Genomic DNA, 23,612 nt, shown 5'->3' with positions numbered 1-23,612 from the left:
CCGGAGACCCAGCCGCTGGTGACGCCCTTGAGGTGGTTGGCGTTGATGTCGAGCCCGACAGCGCGGTGGCCTGCGGGGGCCGCATAGGCCGCGCCGCAAGACCCCAGCGTTTCGGCCAGCACCACCGACACGCCGCCGTGCAGCAGGCCGTAGGGCTGCGGGTCAGGGGTCAGGTCTCCCACTTCCCATATTTCAAATATCTTTTCCATACCCCATCACAACCCGGCTTACTGTCGAGCTCGATACGTCAAAGGCCAATGCTATGGCGGTTTGGCTGTGCTGGTTTTTGTTGGTGAATTTCTTGTCGGCGTATTGCTTCAGATCGCTGTCGTGCGTGGGCGCGCTTGTGAGAATTTTGCTCACGTTGGCTTTGTGGCCGCGTGCAGTGGCGGCTGGATGGATACCATCCAGACCTGCGTGCTTGTGCATACGCGCAATGAAAGCATCATTGCCTAAGCCGGACGAGCCGGAACAAAACAAGTACCCCGGCCTTGCGCTACAAATTCCGCGTACTTGGTGGCAGCCTGGGTAGCGCTTTTGCCGGGGGCCAGCTGGATGTCACGCTGGTACACCGCACCAGCGTATTCAATGCGTAGTGGTCTGACCCTGCGATCCCTTTGCTATTCAGCCGCGCGCCTCCAGCTTGAACTGTAGGGGCCTGTCGGACTTAAAGGAAATCGGCTGCAAATCCGCCTGGACGGTCCATATTTCGCCACTTTTTTGATCAATAGAATGACTATTGACCTGCAAAATCGACAAAATCTGTCCTCGCCCAGCCGAATTTTCACTTCGATTCTTTAAGCCCGACAGGCTCCTCGGGTGTACTTACCCCGAACTTGTCTGTCTTTGATATTTCTCAATTCGCAATCTCAAAGCTCTGCATTTAATTAACAGTAATGGGGTATCTTTTCCCGGGCAAGATCACACCGCCGCAAGGACACGTGGCGAGCGTTTTTCAGACCGTGTCTTGATTGACCGCCGATGAAATATCCTGATCACTTTCTGGAGCAATCATGAAAAAATCCTACAACTTGGGCGTACTTGCGTTCAGCCTGTACGCGGCGGCCGTCGCCTTGTGTGCTCCGGCGGCACTTGCCCAGACGATCGATCCCCCGGCAACCCATCCGTTTTCTCAGTCCAAAGCGATTCCGGGGCGCTACATCGTGGTGTTCAAGAGCAGCGTGAGCAATCCCGCCGCGGAGGCTGCGAATATCATGCGCGGGATTGGCGGGCAGGTAGACCATACCTACGCGCATGCGCTCAAGGGCTTTGCGGCCACCCTTCCGGATGCGGCGCTGCAAGGCATCCGCAACAACCCCCTGGTGGATTACATCGAGCAGGACCAGACCGTCTCGCTCAACCAGGTGCAAGATCAAGCCACTTGGGGCCTGGACCGCATCGACCAGGCGGACCGTCCACTGGACACCCAGTACCACTTCAACTACACCGGCGCGGGCGTGCACGCCTTTATCATCGACACCGGTATCCGGCCTGATCATGTCGAATTCACCGGCCGCCTGTTGACTGGCTTCACCTCGGTGGCCGACGGCAACGGCACCAACGACTGCAACGGCCATGGCACGCACGTTACCGGCACGGTAGGCGGAACCACCTGGGGCGTGGCCAAGGAGGTCTCGCTGATTCCCGTGCGCGTGCTCAATTGCAAGGGTTCAGGCACCTGGAGTGGCGTGATTGCCGGTATCGACTGGGTGGCCGGCAGCGCGTTGCGGCCTGCTGCGGCCAACATGTCGCTCGGTGGCGGCGCATCCACGTCCGTGAACGCTGCGGTGGCGGGCGCCGTGAGCAAGGGCGTCACCATGGTGGTGGCGGCCGGCAACAGCAACGACAACGCCTGCAAGTACTCCCCGGCCGGAGAGCCCAGCGCCATCACGGTGGGCGCGACGACCAGCAGCGATGCGCGCGCCTCGTATTCCAACTACGGTTCGTGCCTGGACATTTTTGCGCCGGGAAGCAGCATCACCTCTGCCTGGAACACCAGCGACACCGCAAGCAATACGATCAGCGGCACCTCCATGGCAACGCCTCATGTCACCGGGGTCGCCGTGCTGGCGCTGGCAGCTAACTCGGCAGCATCGCCTGCGGCGGTGGCTTCCTTCCTGACCACCCATGCCACGACCAACCGGCTCAGTTCCATCGGAACCGGGTCACCGAACCTGCTGGTGTATTCGCTGGCGCCGGGTGCGCCAACAGAGCCGGTGATACAGGTCGTTGCTGTCAAGTCCCTCACTGGGGGCGCCACCAAGCTCGTCAACGGCTGGCGCGCCTATGCCACCGTGACGCTTCGGGACATTAACAATACCAGCGCAATCGTGGCGAATGCCACCGTCCAGGGCCGCTTCTCGCCAGGCGGTACAGCCAGCTGCGTTACCGACAGCACCAGCAGTTGCACCATGAGCAGCGCCAGAATCAATAAGCACACAGGCTCAACGGAGATGACGGTGACGGGTGTTTCGGGCAGTAACCTGAGCTACGATTCCAGCCAGAACTCGGCATCCCAGATCACTATCGTGCAGCCCTGAACAGGTTGGCGCCAACGCCTCGGCTTGGAATAGGGGCGGTGGCGCGAGCAAACGTTGACGCGCTGACCTATTGTGCGGAACACAATCATTCTTCAGCCTGGCCAAATTTCTGGGGCTTTGGCGTGCGCGATGCATGCCCGTGCGGGCGCGCCGCGTACAAGCCCGGCACGACTGCTTGTGCTTCCCGGTTGGAGAGCCAGACAAGGCCGGGCAATGCTGCGGGCTACTGTCCGCAAGGCGGAGTAACGCCGTATGGAACGGCAAGCGCAGTGCCATCGGGTGCGTAGCGCTCTCGCCCAAAAGGTGGACGTGATCGAAGGCAAAAAAGCTCGATTTCATGCGGGTTTACCAAACCAATCAAGCGGTCAACTGCCGTTTCTCGGTTTATAGCTACTTGCGACTGTCCGACAAGGGCGATAGCACGATTTGACTGCTATTTCGGCGCCAGCACCGCCATCGTGATGCGCGACACGCAGGTCAGCTCACCTGCTTCGTTGGTCAGTTCGATCTGCCAGACCTGGGTGCTGCGGCCTATGTGCACGGGGCGCGTGATGCCGGTGACCCAGCCGCTGGTGACGCCCTTGAGGTGGTTGGCGTTGATGTCGAGCCCGACAGCGCGGTGGCCTGCGGGGGCCGCATAGGCCGCGCCGCAAGACCCCAGCGTTTCGGCCAGCACGACCGACACGCCGCCGTGCAGCAGGCCGTAGGGCTGGACCGTGCGGTGATCCACTGGCACGCGGGCGCGAATGAAATCATCGCCGACTTCCAGGAACTCAATGCCCAGATGGGTGACGGCGGTGTTGGCGCTGGACGCGGTGAGCAGTTCGACGGAGATGGCTTGTTTCCAGATGCGCATGACGACTCCATGGAGGTAAATGCTCGACTGTAAGGCGAAGGCGGGCCGGCGGTGACACTTGCTAACGGCGTGGAACCTGGCCCGCGTTATAGTATGTTCGCAGTTTGCGGGGCATCTTTTTTTGCGCCCCCTGCGGCACTCGACCAGCTCATATTCAAGGCCCTGAACCATGTCCCAACACCCGTCTTCTTCTTCTTCCGCGCCCACGCCACTTGAGCAGGCGCTTGATCAGAACGAGAGCGTCAAGGACGCCGTTGAAAATTCGGCGGACGAGTTGCTTGTAATCAACACGGTGCTCAAGCACAAGATTCCCGGCCATGTCCAGACCGATGAAGTGGCCCAGGCGCTGCAAAAAGGCGACGAGCTCGAAAGCAGGATTCAGGAGTCCGCCGAGAACTTGGCGCAGGTCAACGAGGCGCTGGCGCAGGAAATTGCCGACCGCGCCGACCTGGAGCGCGAACTGGCCGCGACCAAAGCTGCCCTGGCCCAGGCCCAATCCCAGGACCCGCGCCCCGCCGACTGAGGCCCGGGCCTGACGTTCGCCGCGCTACTTGCCGCGCCTGAGCAGTGCGTACAGCAAGATGGCGCCAAAGGTGGCGGTGCCTATGCCGCCCAGTGCGAACTGGCCAAACTTCAGGGTGAAATCGCCGGTGCCCAGCACCAGCGTGATGGCCGCCACCAGCAGGTTTTTGTTGTCCGAGAAATCCACCTTGTTGTCGACCCAGATCTTGGCGCCGGCCACGGCAATCAGGCCAAACACCACAATGCTGACGCCGCCCATCACGGGCAGCGGAATCGCCTGAATCAACGCGCCGAACTTGGGGCTGAACCCCAGCACGATGGCCATCAGGGCCGCCACCACAAACACGGCAGTCGAGTAAATCTTGGTCGCGGCCATGACGCCGATGTTTTCTGCGTAGGTGGTCACACCGGTGCCGCCGACGCTGCCCGACACCATGGTGGCAATGCCGTCGCCCATGAAGGCGCGGCCCATGTAGACGTCGAGGTTTTTGCCGGTCATGGCCGTCACCGCCTTGATGTGGCCCAGGTTCTCAGCCATCAGGATGATGGCCACCGGCGCGATCAGCAGCATGGCGTTGGCGCTGAACACCGGCGCCGCAAAGCCGGGTAAGCCAATCCACGCGGCGTTGGCGATGCCCGAGAGGTCCACCGGCTTGCCCAGCCCCAGCCCGTTGGTAAGCACGGCATACATCACGGTCGCCACGACCAGGCCGACCAGAATCAGCAGGCGCTGCAGCATGCCGCGCGTCATCACGGCGACCAGGGCCACGCTGACAAAAGTGAGCGCCTGCATCCACGAGTCAAAGTTGCTGGCCGCCATGTTCTTGACAGGAATGCTGGCCAGGTTCAGGCCGATCACTGCAACCACCGCGCCTGTGACCACGGGCGGCATCAGGCGCTCTATCCAGCCGGTGCCCAGCGCCTGCACGACGGCGCCCATCAGGGTGTAGGCCAGCCCGCAGGCAATAATGCCGCCCAGCGCCACACCGATATTGGGGTTGGGCCCCTGGCCCGCGTAGCCGCTGGCGGCAATCACCACACCAATGAACGCAAAGCTCGAGCCCAGGTAGCTGGGCACCTTGCCGCCGGTGATGACAAAAAAGATCAGCGTGCCAATGCCGCTCATCAGGATGGCGATGTTGGGGTCAAACCCCATCAGCAGCGGCGCCAGCACGGTGGCGCCAAACATGGCAATCACATGCTGCACGCCCATCACGGTGGTGAGCGGCCAGGACAGCCGTTCGTCAGGTCCGATCACGCCGCCTTGTTGCAGCACTGCGTTGCTTTTTTTGGTCCAGTCGAGCATGCCCATTGGGTTCTCCTTGTTGTACGTGCGGCAATATTAAGCGCTAAGCGACGCCGGGCCGGCGGTTGACCAGCACAATGCCTGCCGCCACGGTGGCCAGCGCGGCCAGCAGGCCCGGCGTGACGCGTTCGCCCAGCCACAGCGCGCCGAACAGCAGCGCAAACAGCGGCGTGAAAAACACAAACACCGAAATCTGGGTGGCCGGGTAGCGCCCCAGCATCCACATCCAGGCCAGGTAGCTGGCAAAAGCGCCAATCACGGTCTGGATCAGCAGCGAGCTGACCGCGAACGCGCTGAAGTGCCAGACCCAGACTTCACCCAGGCCCAAAGACAGCGCCGGCAAGGCCAGCGCGCTGACGGCCAGCTGGTAAAAAAGCAGCTTTTCGGCAGACACCCGGCTCAGGCCAGAGGCGCGGATCACCACCGTGGTGAGGCCCCACAGCAGGCCGGCCAGCAGGCCCATCAGGTCGCCGCGCACGGTGGCTGCGTTGCCTGAAAATCCTTCGCGCAAGGCGAACACCACCGCGACAAAGGCGGCCAGCAGCCCGAGCCATTGCAGGCCGCGCAGCTTTTCGGACTTGACCCACAGCGGCACCAGCAGCGCGACCCAAAACGGCGAGGTGTATAAAAAAACCGTCAGGCGCGAGGCCGTGGTGTACTGCAGTCCGCCGTAAATCAGGGCGAATTCGCCGGCAAACAGCGCGCCCGCCAGCAAACCGGCCTGCAGCGAGCCGTCGCGGCCAAACAGCGCAATGCCGCGCCACCGGCACCAGATCCACAGCAGTGCGGTCGCGCCCGCCAGCCGCAGCGAAGCCTGGAACATCGGCGGCATTTCTCCCATCGTGGCCTTGATCAGCACCTGCTGAAAGCCCCAGAACAGGCAGCAGCCCAGCAGCAGGGAAACAGCGAGGGTGTCGAGGTGGGATTTGCGCGCAGCGGCGACGCGCGCTGTCACAACGGGTGTTCGGTGTAGAACTTGCCGCCGTGAAACAGCAGCGGCGCGGCACCGGCGCGGTGGCTGCAGCGCTCCACCTCGCCCACAAAGATGACGTGGTCGCCTTCTTCATAGCGGCTGCGGTTAAAGCATTCAAAGGTGGCGGCGGCGCCGACCAGCAGCGGCGAGCCGCTGGCGCCTTCGGTGAACAGCACGTCGGTCCAGCGGTCTTCGCGCTTGCTGGCAAAGCGCTCGGCCAGCGCTTTCTGGTCGGCCGCCAGAATATTGATGGCGTAGTGCGAACCCGTGCTCAGCGCGGCCATGGAGCCGGCCGCCTGCGACAGGCTCCAGAGCACCAGCGGGGGACTGAGCGACACTGAATTGAAGGAGTTGGCGGTCAGCCCCACCAGCTCACCGGCCGGCGTGCGTGCCGTGACGATCGTGACGCCGGTGGCGAACATCGCCAGGGACGCACGGAATTCCCGCGGGGAAAAACTGGGGCTGCTGGCTTTGTGATGGGACGCTGGGGACAACATAGCCGGCTAATTTAACTCAAGCCTGTGGAATGCGCCTGTCGCGGGACTTGCCGCGCCTGTTTTTCAGGCGCAGGCCGGTCTGCAAAATCCGTCAGACGGACGGCTAAACTGGCCCGCATGCCTTTTCGCCACTTCAACGCTCTTTTCTTCGCGCTGGTGTTTAGCGCTGGAGTCGCCCATTCGGCCGGGCCTTGCGCTGATTTTTAGGCCATATTGCCCAATGTCAGCCGCCAGCTGTGCGAGTCTGCGCAGTTGCGGCCCGGCACCGCCCGTTCGGTCAAGGGGCAGGTGATCTGGGTGCGCGACGCCAAACCCGACAACGCCAGCCTGCGGGTGCTGGTGGTGGGCGCCATCCATGGCGACGAGCCGGCCTCGGCCGCCCTGGCCTTTCACTGGATCAGGCTGGCTGACCCGCCGCTGCTCAAGCCCGGCGCGGCTGGCCCTTACGTATGAACCGGGATTTTCCCCGAGCGTAAGCCGGCCAGGTAGTGGGTCAACTCGCGCTTGACCACCGGCATCAGGAAGTACAGGCCAACAACGTTGGCCAGGGACATGGCAAAAATCATGGCGTCGGAAAAGTCAATCACGGGCTCCAGGCTCATGCTGGAGCCGACCACGACAAATGCCAGGAACATCAGCTTGAACACCAGTTCCGACAAAAAGCTCTCGCCCAGCAGGTAGGTCCAGGCCTTGAGGCCGTAGTACGACCAGGTGATCATGGTCGAGAAGGCAAACAGCACCACAGCCAGCGCCAGCACATAAGGGAACCATGACACGGCGCTGCCAAACGCGGCCGAGGTCAGGTTCACGCCGCTCGCGTCGCCCGCAAGCGCCGTCACGCCGCCGGCATCGACATGGCCGGTGATGATGATCACCAGCGCGGTCATGGTGCAGATCACCACGGTGTCGATAAAGGGCTCGAGCAGGGCGGCAAAACCCTGCGACACCGGCTGGTCGGTCTGCACCGCCGAATGGGCGATGGCGGCCGAGCCGACGCCGGCTTCGTTGGAAAATGCTGCACGCTTGAAGCCCTGGATCAGGGCGCCGACGACCCCGCCGGCCACGCCTTCGGCCGAGAAGGCGCCGCTGACGATCTGACCGAGCGCCCAGAGGATCTGGTCGGCGTGAATGAACAGCACGATCAGCCCGACGGTCACGTAGAGCAGGGCCATGAAGGGCACTACCTTGGAGGTCACGCGGGCAATCGACTTGATGCCGCCAATGATGACCAGGCCCACAAGAATGGCCATCACCAGGCCAAACAGCCAGCCCTTGCCCGCCAGAAAGCTGGCCTCGCCGCCGGTGACGCTCAGCACTTGCTGGAAACTCTGGTTGGACTGGAACATGTTGCCGCCGCCAATCGCGCCGCCAATGCAGCAGACGGCGAAAAACACCGCCAGAAATTTCCCCAGCAGCGGCCAGCCCAGTTCGGCCAGGCCGGTCGAGAGGTAGCGCATGGGGCCTCCCGAAACGGTGCCTGCCGCTTGATTCACCTCGCGGTACTTCACGCCCAGCGTGACTTCGGTGAACTTTGAGGCCATGCCGAGCAGGCCGGCCAGGATCATCCAGAACGTGGCCCCGGCGCCGCCAAGGCTCACGGCGACCGCCACGCCGGCGATGTTGCCCAGGCCGACCGTGCCCGAGACAGCGGTGGTCAGGGCCTGGAAGGGCGTGACCTCACCGGCCATGCTGGGGTCGGAGTAGTGGCCGCGCACCACCGAGATGGCGTGGCTAAAGCCGCGCAGCTGGATGAAGCGAAAGTAGAAGGTGAAAATCAGCGCGGCCAGAATCAGCCAGCCGACGATGAGCGGAAAGCGGGTGCCGGCCACCGGCACGGAATAAAAGATGACCCCGGCCACAGCGTCGGAATAGGGTTGCACGGCGGCACTGATGCGCTGGTCCAGCGTGGGTGCCGCTTGTTGCGCGTGGGCGCTGGCGTGTGCAAACACGGCAGCAGCGGCGGCCAACAGCGCCGCTGCGCGGGCATTGCAGCCCGGCGGGCGACAGCGTGGACCTGACGGTTCCTGTGTTTCAGGCGTCATGGTGACCTCGATTCTTGGGGTTTTCACGGGGTTGCAGGATCTGCCGGCTAGCCCTGCCCGCCTGGTGAGCGGCCAGCGCTCGAAGGCGGATTATGAACAGTCAGTCTAACTGAGCAGACGCCGCTGCCTCCTCCAAATGCATGGGGGTTTTCATCAGGGTTTCATGGAAAGTGAGCCCACGCTTACTGTATGAACGCGGCGTGCGCCAAGACCTGCGCCCACCGTGAGGTGATGGGCGCAGGGCGACTGGCCGGCCAGTGCCGCAGCTTTTGGCGCTGCCGGACCCTGCCGGGGGCAGGGAACCGGTTCAGGCGGTGGGCTGTGCGCGGCGCGGCGCTGCCATGCCGTAAAAACCGAAATTCATGGCAGGCTGCTCGCCGTTGATCAGTTCGGCCAGCGCTTTGCCCGAGCCCGCGCCATGGGTCCAGCCCAGCGTGCCATGGCCGGCGTTGACCCACAGGCCGCGCACTTTGGTCTGGCCGATAAAGGGAATGTTGGTCGGTGTGGCGGGCCGCAGGCCGGTCCAGAACTGCGGCGTGCCGCCTTCTTCTTCCAGCCGCGTGTCGCAGATACCGGGCAGCACCTCTTCAATGCGCTTGACCAGCATGTTGCAGCGTGCCTTGGCCAAGGGCGTATCGAGCGACAAGTCATAGCCGCCCACTTCAATCGTGCCCGCCACGCGCAGCTGGTCGCCGAGCCGGCTCATGGCGCACTTGACCTGGTCGTCAATGGTGCTGACGTAAGGCGCACTTCCCGGCTTGAGCAGTTTGAAGGTGGCGCTGTAACCCTTGCCCGGGTAGATCGGCAGATCGACGCCCACGGTGCGCAGCAGCGGCGCGGTGTAGGAGCCGCAGGCCATCACTACCGCGTCCGGCTTCAGGTGCCGCAGTTCAGTGCCATTTTGGCTGCTGGCGCTTATGGAGCAGGCGCGGACAGCTATTGATTCAATAGCGCCACCAGAGGTTTCAAGGCGCACGATGTCGTGGCCGTACAAAAACCGGGCGCCGCGCTCGGCGCAGCGCTGCGCCAGCGCCTGCGTGAAGATGCGGGCGTCGCCGCTTTCGTCGCTGGCGGTGTAGGTGCCGCCCACGATGCGGTGGGAAAACGAGGTGAAGGCGGGCTCAATCTCCAGCAGTTCGGCCGTGCTGATCACGCGGCGTGCCACGCCATATTTGCGCATCAGCGCGGCGGCGTCGCCCGCCGTATCAAAGGCTTTTTGGTCGGTGTAGTAGTGCGCAATGCCGCGCTCCAGCCGGTGGTATTGAATGCCCGTGGCCTGCACCACGGCCTTGAGCGCGGTGTGGCTGTAGGCCCCCAACGCCACCAACTGCTGCACATTGCGCTCAAACGCAGCGTCGTTGCATTGCGCCAGAAACTGCAGGCACCAGCGCCATTGCAGCGGGTCCAGCTTGGGGCGAAACAGCAGCGGCGCATCGTTGCGAAACATCCACTTCAGCGCTTTGAGCGGCGCGTCCCGGTTGGCCCACGGCTCGCAGTAGCTGACCGAAATCTGCGCCGCATTGCCAAAGCTGGTTTCCAGTGCTGCGTCCGGCTGCCGGTCCACCACCGTGACCTCGTGGCCGCGCTCCAGCAAGTGCCAGGCGGTGCTGATCCCAATAATGCCTGCGCCCAAAACAACAACGTTCATAGAAACCTTTCCTGACCGTCAAGTGTGCAGGAGCTTGCTTTCAATTAACAGAAAAATTAAACTGTTAGTGAAAACATCAGAACGGCTAATACAAAGAGGTCCTCAATGGGTACTTTTGACCCCGATGCGCTCGAGTGCCTGGCCGCCATTGTGGAAGAGGGCGGCTTCGAGCGCGCGGCGCAGCGCCTGTCCATCACGCAGTCGGCGGTGTCGCAGCGCCTGCGGGCACTGGAGGCCCAGGTCGGCACGGTGCTGATTGTGCGCAGCCGGCCGCTCAAAGCCACGTCGGCCGGTCAGTTGCTGCTCAAGCACACCAAGATACTGCGCCTGTTGCGCGCCGATCTGGAACGCGACCTGAAAGAGCTGGCACCGAGTTCGTTGCGCGGTGCGCGCGAAGAAGGGCGCATTTCCATTGCCATCAACGCCGACAGCATTGCCACCTGGGCCCTGCCGGCGCTGACCGAACTGGCGCAGCAGGGGCTGCCCATGGAAATCATCACCGACGACCAGGACTTCACCCATGAATGGCTGCGCCAGGGTCAGGTGCTGGGCTGCGTTACCACGCTCAAGCAGGCCTTGAGGGGCTGCAAAGTAGTGCCGCTGGGCGCCATGGAGTACGTGGCTGTGGCCACGCCGGCGTTTGCGCGGGACCGGCTGGACACGCCCTTGCTGACGGCCCACAATTTTCGCGCTATTCCGTTGGTGGCCTTCAACCGCAAGGACGACATGCAAAGCGAGTTTGTCAGCAAGGCCTTTGGGCTCAAGAGCGTCACGCTCAACCAGCTGTTTGTTCCCTCGTCGGAGGGCCAGCTGCGTGCCGTGCTGGCGGGCTGGGGCGTCAGCGTGGTGCCGCGCCTGCTGGCCCAGGGTTTGCTGGACCAGGGGCTGCTGGTCAACGTCGCGCCGGCCTGCAGTTTGCCTATCCAGCTGTACTGGCACTGCTGGAACCTGTCGTCCGAAGTGCTGGACGCGCTGACTGCGGCCCTGAAGCAGTCTTCCGCGCAGTCGCTGGTGTCCTGCGCTGCAGGCTGACCGCGCGTTATAGGGAAAGTCTGATTTTTGCCAGGCAGGCGGCTGTCTATACTGCTGTGAAAAAGGATATAAACCCATGCTTACAACCCCGTGCCTGGCAAGATGGGGCGCGACTGCAGTCTTTGCAGTCGGGTCCAGTTTCTTGTTGGCCGGCCAAGCACAACCGGCGCCCGCAGCGCCAGCGAGTGCTGCGGCCGGACGCCAGACCGATGCCGGCAATACCCTGAAGATTGGCATCATCGGCCCCTTTACAGGCCCGTCGGCGGACTTCGGCGTGCCCATGCGCAACGGCATCCAGCAAGCCGTCGACGAGATCAACGCGGTCGGCGGTTATCTGGGCCGCAAGCTCGAAATAGTGCCCAAGGACGACGAGGGAAATCCCGCCGTCGGGCTGCAGCGCTCGCAGGAACTGGTGGCCGAAAAAGTCATTGCCACCATCGGGTTTTGCAACACCGGGGTGGCCGACAAATCGCTGGAGGTGTTTCAGCGCAACACGCTGCCGCTGATCATTCCGTGCGCCACCGGTTCTCCGCTGACAGCCAGGTATCCGGGTCCTGAAAGCTACATCTTCCGCACGTCCGCCAAAGACGCAATCCAGGCGCCGTTTGTGGTGGAAGACATTCTCAGGCGGGGCTGGAACAAGGTGGCGGTATTTGCCGACACCACCGGCTACGGTGAAGCGGGTCTGAAGGATGTGGAAAGCGCACTGGCCGCGAAAAAGCAGAAGCCGGTCTACGTGGCGCGTTTTGGGCTGGGCGTGAAAGACCTCAGCGAAGAGTTGAAGGCCGCCAAGGCGGCTGGCGCCAACGTGGTGTTCAGCTACACGGTGGGCCCGGAGAACGCCGTGATTGCGCGCGGCCGTCAGGCGCTGAAGTGGAACGTGCCGCAGGTCGGGGCCTGGCCGCTGTCATTTCCTTTCTTCATCGATGGCGCCAAGGAAGCGGCCGAGGGCGCGTTGATGGCGCAAACGTTTATTGCCGAACCCAGCAACGAGCGCCGGGCTTCTTTTCTGACCAGCTACGCGCGCAAGTTCAACGTCAAGAAAATTCCGGTGCCCATGGCGGCGGCGCAAGGCTATGACGCCGTTTATCTATTGGTGTATTCCCTGTTTGGCATACGTGACGGCAAGCTCAGCGGCCCGGCCATCAAAACCGCCCTTGAAAACCTCAGCCGCACCTATTACGGCGTCGTGGCTACCTATGAACGGCCTTTCAGCGCGCAGGACAAGGACGCCCTCACGCAAAACATGCTGGTGATGGGCATGGTGAAAAACGGCGCCATCACCTTTGCCTACCCCGAAGACGCCAAGCGCAATCTGTTTGTGCAGCGAAAGCAATAAGGTCCGGCGGCTGGTGCCGCAGGCTGTGGACTAACCTCCCTTATCAAGCACACCCGTTTCTCTGCGCCGGAAGACCGGTAGGGGTATGACATCGCTTCGCGGTGAGAAAGACAAGGTGATGGGGATGTCGAGTTGGCTGGGACTTCGTTCACGACTGGTGTTCTTGGTGCTGATTGCGCTGGTGCCGGTATTTGCCCTGTTTGCCTGTTCGGCCGTAAAAAACGAACGAACGGCCGTGGCGCTGGCGCATGCCAGCCTGCAGTCTGAAGCCCTGCTTGCAGCGGCGCACCAGCAGCGCCTGTTTGATCGGGTGGCCCAGTTGCTCGGGGATATTTCCAGCGGCCCTTCGATCAAGGACACGCGAAATCGCCTGTGCGTGCAGTACCTCCAGAATCTGCAGGCGCAGGATTCTGGCTATTCCAATCTGGGGGTGGTCGGTCTGGACGGAAAAATTTCCTGCGATGCGCGCAATTCCGGCGACGGCATTGACCTGGGGGATAGTTCCTTTTTCAAAAAGGTCATGGCCGGCCAGAAAATAGCGGTCGGCGACTTCGAGGTGTCGCGCTCCAGCGGGCGCCCCGGTATCGCTTTCGGTGTGCCGGTCACGAGCAGCGAAGGCGTTTTGAACGGCGTTGCGTTTGCGGCCGTAGACATTGTGGAAGTAGCCCGCACCATGGCCGAAAGCGAGGTACTTGACGGTGCGCAACTCCGGCTGATCGACCGGCGCGGCACCATCCTGGCCATCCACCCTTCCATGAACGGCTTGCAGGGAAGTCAGGAACAGGACGCCGTGGTGCTGGAGGCCGCGAAGGCCCGGCAGCCGGGCGTGCGCGAGGCCATGGACCAGGCTGGCCTGACGCGGGTTTACGCCTTTGCGCCGCTGGGCGGCCCCGCAGGCGACAGCCTGTTTGTGGCCATCAGCGTGCCGCGTGACCTCATCACGGCCGGTCCGCGTGCCTTGCTGGGCCGGGATTTGCTGGCGCTGCTGGTCATGAGCGCTTTTGGCGTGGCCTGCGCGTGGTGGCTGGGTCGGCGCCTGATTGTCAATCCTGCCAGGGCGATACTAAAAGAGGCTAACGAGGTCGGGCAGGGTAATCTGGGCGCGCGCGTCAAGATCGGCCCCCTGTTCCACGGTGAACTCGGTGAGATCGGCCGGTCCTTTAACCGCATGGCCGAAGCCCTTCAGACGCGGCAGAACGAACGGGACGCGGCGCTGAGCCGTGTGGACGCAGAGCGCGCCATGCTGGACCTGATCCTCAACAGCATGAGCGAAGGCGTGACCGCCGTCGACACCGCCGGCCGTGTGTTGCTGGTCAATGCCACGGCCCGCAGGCTCTTTACAGCGTCCCAGACCGGCGCGTCGATCGATGACTGCCGCCGTGACAACGACCTGCTGACGCTGGACGGCAGAACCCTCGAACGGTCTGAAGGGCCCTTGACGCAGTCTCTGCGTGGCGTCAGCAGTGACAACCGGGAATTGCTGTTTCGCAGGTCTGGCGTCCAAGACCGTATCTTGAGCATCAGCGCGCGGCCGCTGCTTGACGCAGGCCGGCAACAGATTGGTGGTGTGTCGGTGTTCAGCGATATCACCGGACGCAAGGCCGCCGAAAGTTTTGCGGCGGCGCAAGAGGAGGTGCTGGCGCTGATTGCAGGCGGCGCAGCGCTGGCGCCCTCGCTCGAAGCGATTGTGCGACTGATGGAAAAGAGCGCGCCCGACAGCCTGTGTTCCATCCTGCTGCTGGCGGGCCAGCAGTTGCGCTGCGGTGCCGCGCCCAGCTTGCCGCCCAGCTACAACCAGGCGGTCGACGGCCTGCAGATCGGCGAGGGCGCAGGGGCTTGCGGCACCGCGGCATTCCGCAAGGCGCAAGTGGTGGTGGACGACGTCGCGCAGGACCCGCTGATGCAGGCTTACCGGGAATTGCTGCTGGCACATGGGCTGCAGGCCTGCTGGTCCACCCCCGTGATCGCCACGGGTGGCGAGGTGCTGGCCACGTTCGCGATTTACCGCCGTGCGCCCGGCAAGCCGCAGCCCAGTGACCTGGCCCTGATCGCCACGGCCACCCGGCTGGCCCGGCTGGCGCTCGAGCGCGCCCGCGCCAAGGCGGCCCTGGTCGGCAGCGAGGCGCGCTTTCGCGAACTCGCGGAAAACATCGAAGACGTGTTTTACAACATCGATGCGGCCACCGGCCGCGTGCTTTACATCAGCCCTGGCTATGAAAAAATTTGCGGGCGCAGCTGTGAGAGCCTGTATGCCAACCCGGCGTCGTACAGCGCCAGCGTGGTCGCCGAAGACCAGCCTGTGCTGAAACAGGCCGATCTGCGCAATCATGCCGGCGAACGGTCTGATATCGAGTACCGCATTGTTACCGCAGCGGGCCAGACGCGCTGGATACGCGAATGCGCCTACCCGGTGTTCAACGCCGCCGGTGCACTTGAGCGCGTGGTCGGCACGGCCCGCGATATCACCGAGAGCAAGCTGGCCGGCCTGGCGCTGGCCAGCACCAACCGGGCGCTGCAGATGCTGAGCCGCTCCAGCATGGCCGTCAAGCAGATCGATGACGAAGCCCGCTTGCTGGCCGAGGTCTGCCGCGTGGCGGTCGAGGTGGGCAATTACAGCATGGCCTGGGTCGGTTATGCGCAGGACGACGCGGTGCAAAGCATCAAGCCCATGGCGCATGCCGGTGACGAAAGCGGCTACCTCGCGTCCATCGAGATCAGCTGGAACGAGCAGCATCCCACCGGCCGGGGCCCGGCGGGCCAGGCCATTCGCAGCGGCCAGCCCCAGCAGCGCAGCGACATCAGCCTGGCCAACGATTTTTTCTGGCGCGACGCGTCGCTTGCGCGCGGCTACCGCAGCTCGATCGGCTTACCGCTGCGCGACGGCCAGCGCAGCTTTGGCGTCTTGAGCCTCTACGCCAGCGAGGTTCAGCAGTTCACCCCCGACGAAGTCGGGTTGCTGCAGGAGCTTGCCGACAACCTGGCGTTTGGCATTGGCAGTGTGCGCACCCGGCTGGAGCGCCAGCGCAGCGAAGAAGTGGCGCGCCAGGCCGTCGCCCAGGTGATCGAACAAGCCTCGCTGCTGGACCGGGCGCAGGACGCCATCATGGTGCGCAACCTCGACAGAACCCTGCGCTTTTGGAACAAGGGCGCCGAGCGCCTGTACGGCTGGACCGCCGAAGAGGTGCTGGGCAGGACCATGGAGGAGTTCATGTACCCGAATTCCCAGGCGCTCATCGCGGCCATGGCGCAGGCCGTCGCCAACGGCGGCGACTGGACCGGGGAGCTGGAGCAGGTCACCCGCGACGGCGCGACCGTGTATGTCGAGACGCGGGCAACGCTGGTGCGTGATGCGCAGGGCCGTATCAATGGCGTGCTGTGTATCAACACCGACATCCGCGAGCGCAAGCGGGCCTGCGAAGAAATCCTGCAGCTCAACGCCAGTCTCGAAGAGCGGGTGCTTCAGCGCACCGCCCAGCTGCAGTTTGCCAACCAGCAGCTGGAGGCTTTTTCCTACTCGGTCTCCCACGACTTGCGCAGCCCGCTGAGCACCATCGCCGGATTTGGCTGCCTGCTTGAAAAGAGCCTGGCCCAACCCGACAGCGAGCCGCTGAGCGAGCGCAGCCGCCATTACCTGGCGCGCATACGGGCCGGTGCGGCGCAAATGGGCGAGCTGATCGAGGCCATGCTCACGCTGGCGCAGGTGTCGCGCTCCAGCCTGCGCTGGGAGCCGGTGGACCTCAGCGCCCTGGCGCAGGTCCTGGCCAGCAGCTACCGGGAGCGCGAACCGGGCCGGGGGGTTCAGCTGCAGATCGAGGCCGGACTGAAGGCGCAGGGCGACCCCGGGCTGCTCCGGCAGGTGCTGGACAACCTGCTGGGCAACGCCTGGAAATTCAGCGCCGGCCAGGCCCGCACCGAGATCGCGTTTGGCCACCAAACCAGCAGCGCCGGCGAGACGCTGTACTTTGTGCGCGACAACGGGGCTGGCTTTGACATGGCCCACGCCGAAAAGCTGTTCGGCGCCTTTCAGCGCTTGCACTCGCAGGCTGAATTTGCCGGCACCGGCATAGGCCTCGCGACGGTGCAGCGGATTATTGCGCGCCACGGCGGCCAGATCTGGGGCGTGTCGGCACCGGGGTGCGGCGCCACGTTTTACTTCACGCTGGGCACGGCGACGCTTTAAACAAGGCGTCAAACAGCGGGGCGTAACTGCCGGGTAATGCACTGCACAATAGAGTCAAAAAAGACGAGGCTTGTTCATTTTCTGGATTGACAGGGCAGGCCTTTGTCTAAAATGGCGTCATGTCCTTCAATAGCACCCCCCGCGCGGGCCGTCGCCAGCCCCTGACTGCAGCAACCCGTGACGTCCAGGCCGCTCCAGTCAGGGTGTCGTTCAAAACGCAGATGCTCAAGGCCAGGGAGGACGCCATTGTTCAGGCGGCCAGCCGCCTGCTGGCTGAAAAAGGCTTTGACCTGATGACCGTGGACCAGGTCGCGGCCGACGTCGGGATCGCCAAGGCCAGCCTGTACAAACATTTTTCGAGCAAGGAAGCGCTGGCGGCTGCGGCAATGGTGCAGGTGCTGGACCGGGCCCGTACATTTCTGGCCACCCTGCCCGACGCCAACCCGCTCGACCAGCTCAAGGCGGTGGTGCGCTGGATGATGCAGCTGCAGCTGGCTGGTGAAATGCCCTCGCTGCCCAGCCAGAACTCCAGCCTGCGTGCCACGCTGATGAACAACAAGGCGTATCTCGATGGGCTGATGGCGGCCAGCGACCGGATTGGCGGGTGGATCGAGCAGGCGCAGGCGCAGGGCCTGCTCAACCCGAAGCTGCCGGCCATTGCGGTGCTTTACACCCTGTATGCCCGGGCCTGCGACCCGGTGCTGGATTTCCTCAAGATGGGGGGCCAGCACAGCGACGAGCAGATTGTCGAGCTCGTGCTGGGCACCTGTTTTGATGGGCTGGTGAGCCGCTAGCCCTCTGCAAAAGGGCCTGTGGGGCTATTGAATCAGTAGCAATTACCGGCCCTTGCCAGCGCTTAGCGAACCAGCAGCAGTGGCACCTTGCTGTTGGCCAGCACCTGGGTGGCCACAGAGCCCATCACGAGGTTGCCCAGCGCGCCATGCCCGTGCGAGCCCATCACGAGCAGGTCGAACTTGCCCGCATCGGCCATCTTGGCGATGGTGTCGCCAACAGATCCGACCTTAAAGAGGCTCTTGGCATTGATGCCGTGCCGCGTCAGGAACTTGGACACGGGTGCGATGACCTTTTCGGCTTCGTCCGCGTAATAGCTGTCCACGATTTCCTTGCCCACGGCGGCGCGTGCCCGCGGCGGCAAAGCCAGCTGGACCGTAAGCACCGTGTAGTCATGGTTGACGCTGAACAGCTCGTCATGCGTGGCCAGGTAGGCCAGCATCTTTTTGGTGTAACTGCTGCCGTCAACGGCGAGAAGAATCTTCATGGGGGGCTACTCTTGTAAAGCTGTAGTTTATCCAGCAGTCCCCGCCCGCACTGGATGGACATCAAAATAAAGAAGCAGGCGTCCGGCGCAGCGCCCTGCGGGAACGCGCCGTCGCCTGCAACGCCGGGTTCGGGACCGAGATGACCGCAAGGATGCTATTTATTAAATAGCTGCTGACGCCCGCGCTTGTTGGGCTAGAACCCGATTTTGATCAGTAAATCGGGTTTGAAACCGAGTTGCTCGCCTTTGCGCGCATAGCCCAGCGGGTTGGCCACCACGCGGCAGCCGTGCCTGACGTAGTCGACCGGGCAATGCAAATGGCCGTGCAGCCACAGCGTGGCCAGCGGCAGCAATTCGTCGAGCGAATTGCAAAACCCGGCGGTGCCTGGGCTCAAGCCGTAGCGCGGATCGGCGCTCAGCAGGCTGGGCGCAAAATGCGTGACTGCCACGGTCGGGCCATCAAACGGCACGGCCAGCGCCTGCCGCAGCCAGGCCTGGCTTTTCAGGGCTTCTTCGCGCACCTCGTTGGCCAGCAGGGGCTGGCCCTGACGAAACGAGTGGTTTTTCTTCAGGTAGAAATTGGCAGCACGAAAGGCTTTTTCGCGCGCTTTCAGCTGTTCGCCAAGCGTGATCTCGCCGCCGTCCCGTGCCTTGTCGCTACTCAGTGCATCAAAATCGGCCCACAGGGTGCTGCCCATGAAGCGCACGCCGGCAAGTACCACGGTTTCCTGCTCCAGCCAGACCAGTCCCAGACGCGCGCAGGCCTCGCGCAGCCGCAGCCGGGTTGCGTCAAAATCCAGCCCGTCATACTCGTGGTTGCCAGGGATAAACAACACCGGCGTCGGCCAGCCGGCGCCGCCGCATGCTACCGGCAGTGGAGAAAATCGCGCCAGGCCAAAGTCGTCGATGGCCAGACTGCTGAGCAGCGAGCCGTCCTGGTAAGACCCGATATCTCCGGCCAGCACCAGCAGGTCGGCGCCAGGCAGGGGTTTGGGCATGAAGTGCGGGTGGGACTCGAGGTGCAGGTCGGATAAAAGCTGGATGTTCACCGCTTGATTGTGCGGGAAGACAATAGGGCGTCGTCAATAGGCCATGGCTGCCTGTGACGCCCATCCGCCGGGTGCGTCGGCGTTTGTGGATGCGCCCTTCATCGCAAGACAGCCCAGGAGAATCGCCCATGAAACCACGCATTACCCTGATCACCCTCGGTGTTGACGACCTCAAGAAATCGTTGGCCTTTTACCGCGACGGCCTCGGGCTGGTCACGCAAGGCATTGTGGGCGAAGAATTTGCGCATGGCGCTGTCGTCTTCTTTGACCTGCAGGCGGGGCTCAAGCTGGCGCTCTGGCCACGTCACAGCCTGGCGCATGACACCGGCCTGCCGCCGTCTCAACGAAGTGCACCGGGGTTTGCGCTGGCCCACAATGTGGGCACACGGGAGGAGGTCGATGCCGTCATGGAGCAGGCCAGGCGGGCGGGCGCCACGATCGTCAAGCCGGCGCAACCTGCCTTCTGGGGCGGTTACTCGGGCTACTTTCAGGACCCGGACGATCACCTGTGGGAAGTGGCCTGGAACCCGCAGTTCGACCTGGCCGAATAGGCCGCACGCGCTGGCCGCGCCGTCTGCGCCCGCCTCGGCGTGGACCAGGATTCCGGTCTGGTACACATGCTGACAACATGAAAGATTTGGTTATTGCCAAGCGGGGCCATCAGTGATTTACTTGTATCCCGAATTCGGGAACGGACAAACTGCGGTCATGCCATCCAGCGTTTGCTGTCCCTGTCAGGATGGACGGGCGTGGAGGAGCCGACGCCTTGCTTATCTTCTTTCACGGGCTCCAAAAAGTTCGCAGGAGGTTCCCCATGAGAAGCACGCTTGCCGCACTGTATGCAACCCTGGTCCTTGCCGGCCTCGGAGCGCCTCCCGTCTGGGCGCAGTCAGGTGGCCACATGATGATGATGCCGGATGAGATGAAATGGATGGATGTGCCTTCGCTGCCACCAGGCGCGAAGATTTCCATACTTGAAGGCCCGATCAGCGAAGCTGTCCCGTTTACCTTTCGCCTGAAATTCCCGGCGAATTACCAGATAGCCGCCCATTGGCATCCGGCGATCGAGCATGTCACGGTGATCTCCGGCACGTTCAACCTGGGAACCGGAGACAAACTGGACAACTCCAAAACAGTGGCCCTGTCCGCTGGCGGTGTCGCCATCATGCAGCCCAAGACCCCTCACTTTGGCTGGAATAAAGATGAGGCCATTGTTCAGGTCCACGGTATGGGGCCTTGGGGGATTAGCTACATCAATCCGGCAGACGATCCAAGGAAGAAATAGCCAATCCCCGCTTGGCGCTGGCCTGGACCTCTCCTCAACGTGAGCGCTGGGGCGAGGTGCTGCTGTCCTGCCAGGAGGAACGATGACAAACGAGCCGATGTATCCACGAGGGAATGCGGCGGCTCCAGGACATGCGCGAGACGCGGCCTCGTGCGCATCCAACTGCCGTTACAGGTTTTAAAACCGGATTTCAGGCTGCAAACGCCTTGTCGGCTGCGCGCGCGAGCGTCTCGCGCAACCACAGGTGGGCACTGCTTTGCTGCGACCGGCGGTGCCACACGGCATCGACATGCACCGGCGACACCGCAAAGGGCAAGGGGCGCAACTCCAGTTGCTCGGCAATGCCGGTCACCCGCACGAAGTGGCGCGGCAGCACCGTCAGCAAGTTGGAGTTGGCAACGACCCGGCCTGCGGTAAAAAACTGGTTGACGGTCAGCACCACGTGGCGCTTTTTGCCCAGTGTGGCCAGTGCCTCGTCAATAAAACCAAACGCCCGGCCCGAAAAGCTCACCAGCATGTGGCGCGCGTCGCAAAAGCGCTGCAGCGTCAGTGGGCCGCTGGCCAGCGGGTGGCCCTTGCGCATCACGCAGACATATTCGCCATGGTACAGCCGCTGGTAGAAAAACGGCAGGGCCTCACCGCTTTGGGCCCGGGCTGTCAGGTCGGCCAGCAAGGCTGGAAAATAGCCTACCGCCAGGTCGCAGCTTTCTTCGTCCAGCAGCCTGCGCGGGTCGCGCGTGGTGAGCGGCACCACCCGCATGGAAACGCCGGGTGCCTCGTGCTCCAGCGTCTCGACCAGTCCCGGTATCAGTTCGGCCGCCGTGGCGTCGGCCATGGCCAGCACAAACGTGGCCTTGGCCTGGAGCGGCACAAACTCGTTGGGAATCAGCGATGCCTGCAGCTGCTGCAGCGCCTCGCGAACGGCCGGCCAGATCGCCAGGGCGCGCGGCGTGGGCGCCATGCCCTGGCCGCTGCGCTGCACCAGCTCGTCGCCCAAGGTGTCGCGCAGGCGGCGCAGCGCGTTGCTGACGGCTGGCTGGGTCAGCGACAGGTTGCGCGCCGCCCGCGTCAGGCTGCGCTCGGCCATGACCTCGTCAAAAACCCGGAGCAGGTTCAGGTCCAGCGTACGGAAATTGGGAGAATTCATGGGAAGTTGGCGCCGGTTCAAGACGGTGAGCGGTTCAGGTTATCACGGATGTGAATGTATTTAATCACGAATATAAAGTTGAATAACATCAGGGATTACCCTAAGATTCAAGCACCCCAGACAATCTTGTTGACGGGGACCGTTCAATAGAGGGAGTCCATCATGGCCAGTTTCGTCGATATCAAATATTCCACGCAGCACCCCGGCGTTGTCCGTGCCGAGTCGGCGTTGGACACCGTGCGCCAGTTGGGCCACGGTCTGGCCGGCTCGCGCAGCCTGGCCACCCTGCTGCTGTCGGCCATGGCGGCGGCCGTCATGGTGGTGGCCTACCAAGTGATGGACAACGTCGCCGAAGGCCACCTGATGGTGATCTGGATTTCCATGTGGGCAGCGGCTTTTGCGGTGCTGGCGCTTTTGGCAGGCGCGGCCAGCAACCTGGCCATGCGGCTCAAAGCCGGCCTTGATGCCTGGTCACGCAGCCTGGCCCAGTCCCGCGCTGACCAGCGTCTGTGGGCCATGGCCCAAAGTGACCCGCGCGTCATGGGCGATCTGCAGGCGGCCATGACACGCGCCGACACCGGCGCATAAGCAGCGCAGGCCGCGCCAGCGTCAGCGCCCGCTGACCTGAATAAAAAAAGCCAACCTGATCAGGTTGGCTTTTTTGCGTGCGGGCGCTTAAGCCCGCACTGCACAAGGCACGGCGCAGGTCATGCGCTGTGCCTTTGCTCTTTTCCGGATGCCGGTCAGGCCGCCAGACGGCGCTCGATAGCGGCTTTGGTCTCCCCCAGCTCTTTGGGCAGGTTATGTTCGAGCTGCTTGAACAGTTCGGTGTGAAGTTCCAGCTCTTTCAGCCAGGCCGCTTTGTCCATGCTGGTCACGGTGTCGAACTGCTCGGCGCTGAAGTCCAGGCCGGTCCAGTTCAGGTCTTCGTAGCTGGGGCTCACACCGGTGACATGGTCTTCGCCTTGGCCCTTGCCTTCTATGCGGTCAATCATCCAGGCCAGTACGCGCATGTTTTCACCGTAACCGGGCCAGACAAACTTGCCGTCATCGCCCTTGCGGAACCAGTTGGTGGTGTAGATCCTGGGCAGCGTGGCGTCCATGGCGGCGAGCTTTTCGCCCATGTTCAGCCAGTGCTGGAAGTAGTCGCTCATGTTGTAGCCGGCAAACGGCAGCATGGCAAACGGGTCGCGGCGCACCACGCCGGCCTGGCCGGTGGCGGCAGCCGTGGTCTCGCTTCCCATGGTCGCGGCCATGTACACGCCTTCGACCCAGTTGCGTGCTTCGGTCACCAGCGGCACCGTGGTCGAGCGGCGGCCGCCAAAGATGAAGGCGTCAATCGCCACGCCTTTCGGGTCGTCCCAGGCGCTGTCGAGCGCCGGGTTGTTGGTCGCCGCCACGGTAAAGCGTGAGTTGGGGTGGGCCGCCTTGGTGCCGGTTTCTTTTGCAATCCGGGGTGTCCAGTCATTGCCTTGCCAGTCGATCAGGTGATCTGGCAGCGCCTTGCCCGGTGCGTCATGCTCCATGCCTTCCCACCACACGTCGCCGTCGTCGGTCAGCGCGACATTGGTGAAAATCGTGTCGCGGTCCAGGCTGCGCATGCAGTTCGGGTTGGTCAGCAGGTTGGTGCCAGGGGCCACGCCAAAGTAGCCGGCCTCCGGGTTGATGGCGTAGAGCTTGCCGTCGGCAGCAGGCTTGATCCAGGCAATGTCGTCGCCATTCGTGGTGACGCTCCAGCCCTCAAAACCGGCGGGCGGCACCAGCATCGAGAAGTTGGTCTTGCCGCAGGCCGACGGGAAGGCTGCTGCCACATGGTATTTTTTGCCTTCGGGGTTGGTCACGCCCAGGATCAGCATGTGCTCGGCCAGCCAGCCCTCGTCGCGGCCCATGTTGGAGGCAATGCGCAGCGCAAAGCAT

22 protein-coding genes are annotated in these 23,612 nt (G+C 63.2%); 10 read left to right on the top strand and 12 right to left on the bottom strand.

Features of this window, described 5'->3' with window-relative positions:
* Together Q8K05_RS00195 and Q8K05_RS00190 are read right to left on the bottom strand one after the other, a co-directional pair.
* A partial coding sequence (locus tag Q8K05_RS00195) for a PaaI family thioesterase (protein ID WP_305244538.1) occupies nucleotides 1–209 on the bottom strand: 209 nt, incomplete at its 3' end.
* Nucleotides 193–429 carry a hypothetical protein gene (locus Q8K05_RS00190; RefSeq protein ID WP_305244537.1) on the bottom strand — a complete coding sequence of 79 codons (237 nt, stop codon included), beginning with the start codon at nucleotides 427–429 and terminating at the stop codon, nucleotides 193–195. The genes Q8K05_RS00190 and Q8K05_RS00195, both read right to left, overlap by 17 nt.
* Before the next feature lie 584 nt (nucleotides 430–1,013).
* Here Q8K05_RS00190 and Q8K05_RS00185 point away from each other — a divergent pair.
* Nucleotides 1,014–2,540 (top strand): S8 family peptidase, encoded by a 1,527-nt coding sequence (locus tag Q8K05_RS00185; RefSeq protein ID WP_305244536.1) that lies wholly within the window; start codon nucleotides 1,014–1,016, stop codon nucleotides 2,538–2,540.
* A 433-nt stretch (nucleotides 2,541–2,973) separates the two neighbouring features.
* On the opposite strand, the gene Q8K05_RS00180 is transcribed toward Q8K05_RS00185, so the two are convergent.
* A complete protein-coding gene (locus Q8K05_RS00180; RefSeq protein ID WP_305244535.1) occupies nucleotides 2,974–3,396 on the bottom strand; it encodes a hotdog fold thioesterase in 423 nt (140 codons plus the stop codon).
* Between the two features lie 169 nt (nucleotides 3,397–3,565).
* Between Q8K05_RS00180 and Q8K05_RS00175 the strand changes: the two genes are divergently transcribed.
* Nucleotides 3,566–3,919, top strand: a complete 354-nt coding sequence (locus Q8K05_RS00175) for a hypothetical protein (protein WP_305244534.1) — start codon at nucleotides 3,566–3,568, stop codon at nucleotides 3,917–3,919.
* 24 nt (nucleotides 3,920–3,943) lie between these two features.
* Here the strand turns inward: Q8K05_RS00175 and Q8K05_RS00170 are convergent, their stop codons facing one another.
* Genes Q8K05_RS00170 through Q8K05_RS00160 form a run of 3 tightly spaced genes read right to left on the bottom strand, consistent with a single transcriptional unit; the run spans nucleotide 3,944 to nucleotide 6,619 of the window.
* Nucleotides 3,944–5,230 (bottom strand): solute carrier family 23 protein, encoded by a 1,287-nt coding sequence (locus tag Q8K05_RS00170; RefSeq protein ID WP_305244533.1) that lies wholly within the window; start codon nucleotides 5,228–5,230, stop codon nucleotides 3,944–3,946.
* 37 nt (nucleotides 5,231–5,267) lie between these two features.
* The gene (locus Q8K05_RS00165) at nucleotides 5,268–6,179 is read right to left on the bottom strand and encodes a DMT family transporter (protein WP_305244532.1); all 912 of its coding nucleotides are present in this window, start codon (nucleotides 6,177–6,179) and stop codon (nucleotides 5,268–5,270) included.
* Nucleotides 6,176–6,619 (bottom strand): flavin reductase family protein, encoded by a 444-nt coding sequence (locus Q8K05_RS00160; RefSeq protein ID WP_305244531.1) that lies wholly within the window; start codon nucleotides 6,617–6,619, stop codon nucleotides 6,176–6,178. Before Q8K05_RS00160 ends, Q8K05_RS00165 begins: the two co-directional genes overlap by 4 nt.
* Nucleotides 6,620–6,907: 288 nt before the next feature.
* On the opposite strand from Q8K05_RS00160, the gene Q8K05_RS00155 reads away from it, so the two are divergent.
* Nucleotides 6,908–7,147: a hypothetical protein gene (locus Q8K05_RS00155; RefSeq protein ID WP_305244530.1), complete on the top strand. Its 240-nt coding sequence runs from the start codon at nucleotides 6,908–6,910 to the stop codon at nucleotides 7,145–7,147.
* Here Q8K05_RS00155 and Q8K05_RS00150 read toward each other — a convergent pair.
* Nucleotides 7,138–8,763: a sodium:alanine symporter family protein gene (locus Q8K05_RS00150; protein WP_305244529.1), complete on the bottom strand. Its 1,626-nt coding sequence runs from the start codon at nucleotides 8,761–8,763 to the stop codon at nucleotides 7,138–7,140. The two genes, Q8K05_RS00155 and Q8K05_RS00150, sit on opposite strands and share 10 nt — an antisense overlap.
* Before the next feature lie 280 nt (nucleotides 8,764–9,043).
* Nucleotides 9,044–10,384 carry a D-amino acid dehydrogenase gene (locus Q8K05_RS00145; RefSeq protein ID WP_305244528.1) on the bottom strand — a complete coding sequence of 447 codons (1,341 nt, stop codon included), beginning with the start codon at nucleotides 10,382–10,384 and terminating at the stop codon, nucleotides 9,044–9,046.
* Nucleotides 10,385–10,489: 105 nt separating this feature from the next.
* Here Q8K05_RS00145 and Q8K05_RS00140 point away from each other — a divergent pair, with 105 nt between their 5' ends.
* The 4 genes from Q8K05_RS00140 (at nucleotide 10,490) to Q8K05_RS00125 (ending at nucleotide 17,729) form a co-directional block, all read left to right on the top strand.
* The gene (locus Q8K05_RS00140; protein WP_305244527.1) at nucleotides 10,490–11,416 is read left to right on the top strand and encodes a LysR family transcriptional regulator ArgP; all 927 of its coding nucleotides are present in this window, start codon (nucleotides 10,490–10,492) and stop codon (nucleotides 11,414–11,416) included.
* Nucleotides 11,417–11,492: 76 nt separating this feature from the next.
* On the top strand, nucleotides 11,493–12,755 hold the full coding sequence (locus Q8K05_RS00135; RefSeq protein WP_305244526.1) for an ABC transporter substrate-binding protein: 1,263 nt from the start codon (nucleotides 11,493–11,495) through the stop codon (nucleotides 12,753–12,755).
* Between the two features lie 85 nt (nucleotides 12,756–12,840).
* Entirely contained in the window at nucleotides 12,841–16,935 is a 4,095-nt protein-coding gene (locus tag Q8K05_RS00130; protein WP_305244525.1) for a PAS domain S-box protein, read from the top strand.
* A gap of 221 nt (nucleotides 16,936–17,156) precedes the next feature.
* A complete protein-coding gene (locus Q8K05_RS00125; RefSeq protein ID WP_305244539.1) occupies nucleotides 17,157–17,729 on the top strand; it encodes a TetR/AcrR family transcriptional regulator in 573 nt (190 codons plus the stop codon).
* Between the two features lie 62 nt (nucleotides 17,730–17,791).
* On the opposite strand, the gene Q8K05_RS00120 is transcribed toward Q8K05_RS00125, so the two are convergent.
* Together Q8K05_RS00120 and Q8K05_RS00115 are read right to left on the bottom strand one after the other, a co-directional pair.
* Complete coding sequence (locus tag Q8K05_RS00120; protein ID WP_305244524.1) at nucleotides 17,792–18,214, bottom strand: universal stress protein; 423 nt, start codon at nucleotides 18,212–18,214, stop codon at nucleotides 17,792–17,794.
* Nucleotides 18,215–18,408: 194 nt separating this feature from the next.
* On the bottom strand, nucleotides 18,409–19,263 hold the full coding sequence (locus Q8K05_RS00115; RefSeq protein ID WP_305244523.1) for a metallophosphoesterase: 855 nt from the start codon (nucleotides 19,261–19,263) through the stop codon (nucleotides 18,409–18,411).
* Between the two features lie 128 nt (nucleotides 19,264–19,391).
* Here Q8K05_RS00115 and Q8K05_RS00110 point away from each other — a divergent pair, with 128 nt between their 5' ends.
* Together Q8K05_RS00110 and Q8K05_RS00105 are read left to right on the top strand one after the other, a co-directional pair.
* The gene (locus tag Q8K05_RS00110; protein WP_305244522.1) at nucleotides 19,392–19,814 is read left to right on the top strand and encodes a VOC family protein; all 423 of its coding nucleotides are present in this window, start codon (nucleotides 19,392–19,394) and stop codon (nucleotides 19,812–19,814) included.
* Nucleotides 19,815–20,077: 263 nt separating this feature from the next.
* The gene (locus Q8K05_RS00105) at nucleotides 20,078–20,548 is read left to right on the top strand and encodes a cupin domain-containing protein (RefSeq protein ID WP_305244521.1); all 471 of its coding nucleotides are present in this window, start codon (nucleotides 20,078–20,080) and stop codon (nucleotides 20,546–20,548) included.
* A 190-nt stretch (nucleotides 20,549–20,738) separates the two neighbouring features.
* Here Q8K05_RS00105 and Q8K05_RS00100 read toward each other — a convergent pair whose 3' ends face one another.
* Nucleotides 20,739–21,695 (bottom strand): LysR family transcriptional regulator, encoded by a 957-nt coding sequence (locus Q8K05_RS00100; protein WP_305244520.1) that lies wholly within the window; start codon nucleotides 21,693–21,695, stop codon nucleotides 20,739–20,741.
* Nucleotides 21,696–21,857: 162 nt separating this feature from the next.
* Between Q8K05_RS00100 and Q8K05_RS00095 the strand changes: the two genes are divergently transcribed.
* Nucleotides 21,858–22,283: a hypothetical protein gene (locus Q8K05_RS00095; protein ID WP_305244519.1), complete on the top strand. Its 426-nt coding sequence runs from the start codon at nucleotides 21,858–21,860 to the stop codon at nucleotides 22,281–22,283.
* A 155-nt stretch (nucleotides 22,284–22,438) separates the two neighbouring features.
* Here Q8K05_RS00095 and Q8K05_RS00090 read toward each other — a convergent pair.
* The coding region (locus Q8K05_RS00090) for a phosphoenolpyruvate carboxykinase (GTP) (protein ID WP_305244518.1) at nucleotides 22,439–23,612 on the bottom strand (1,174 nt) is incomplete at its 5' end.

This window comes from Polaromonas sp. (assembly GCF_030682935.1).
Lineage (GTDB): Bacteria > Pseudomonadota > Gammaproteobacteria > Burkholderiales > Burkholderiaceae_C > Polaromonas.
Note: the sequence above shows the minus strand (reverse complement) of the source record. Positions and strands in the feature narration are given on the sequence as shown.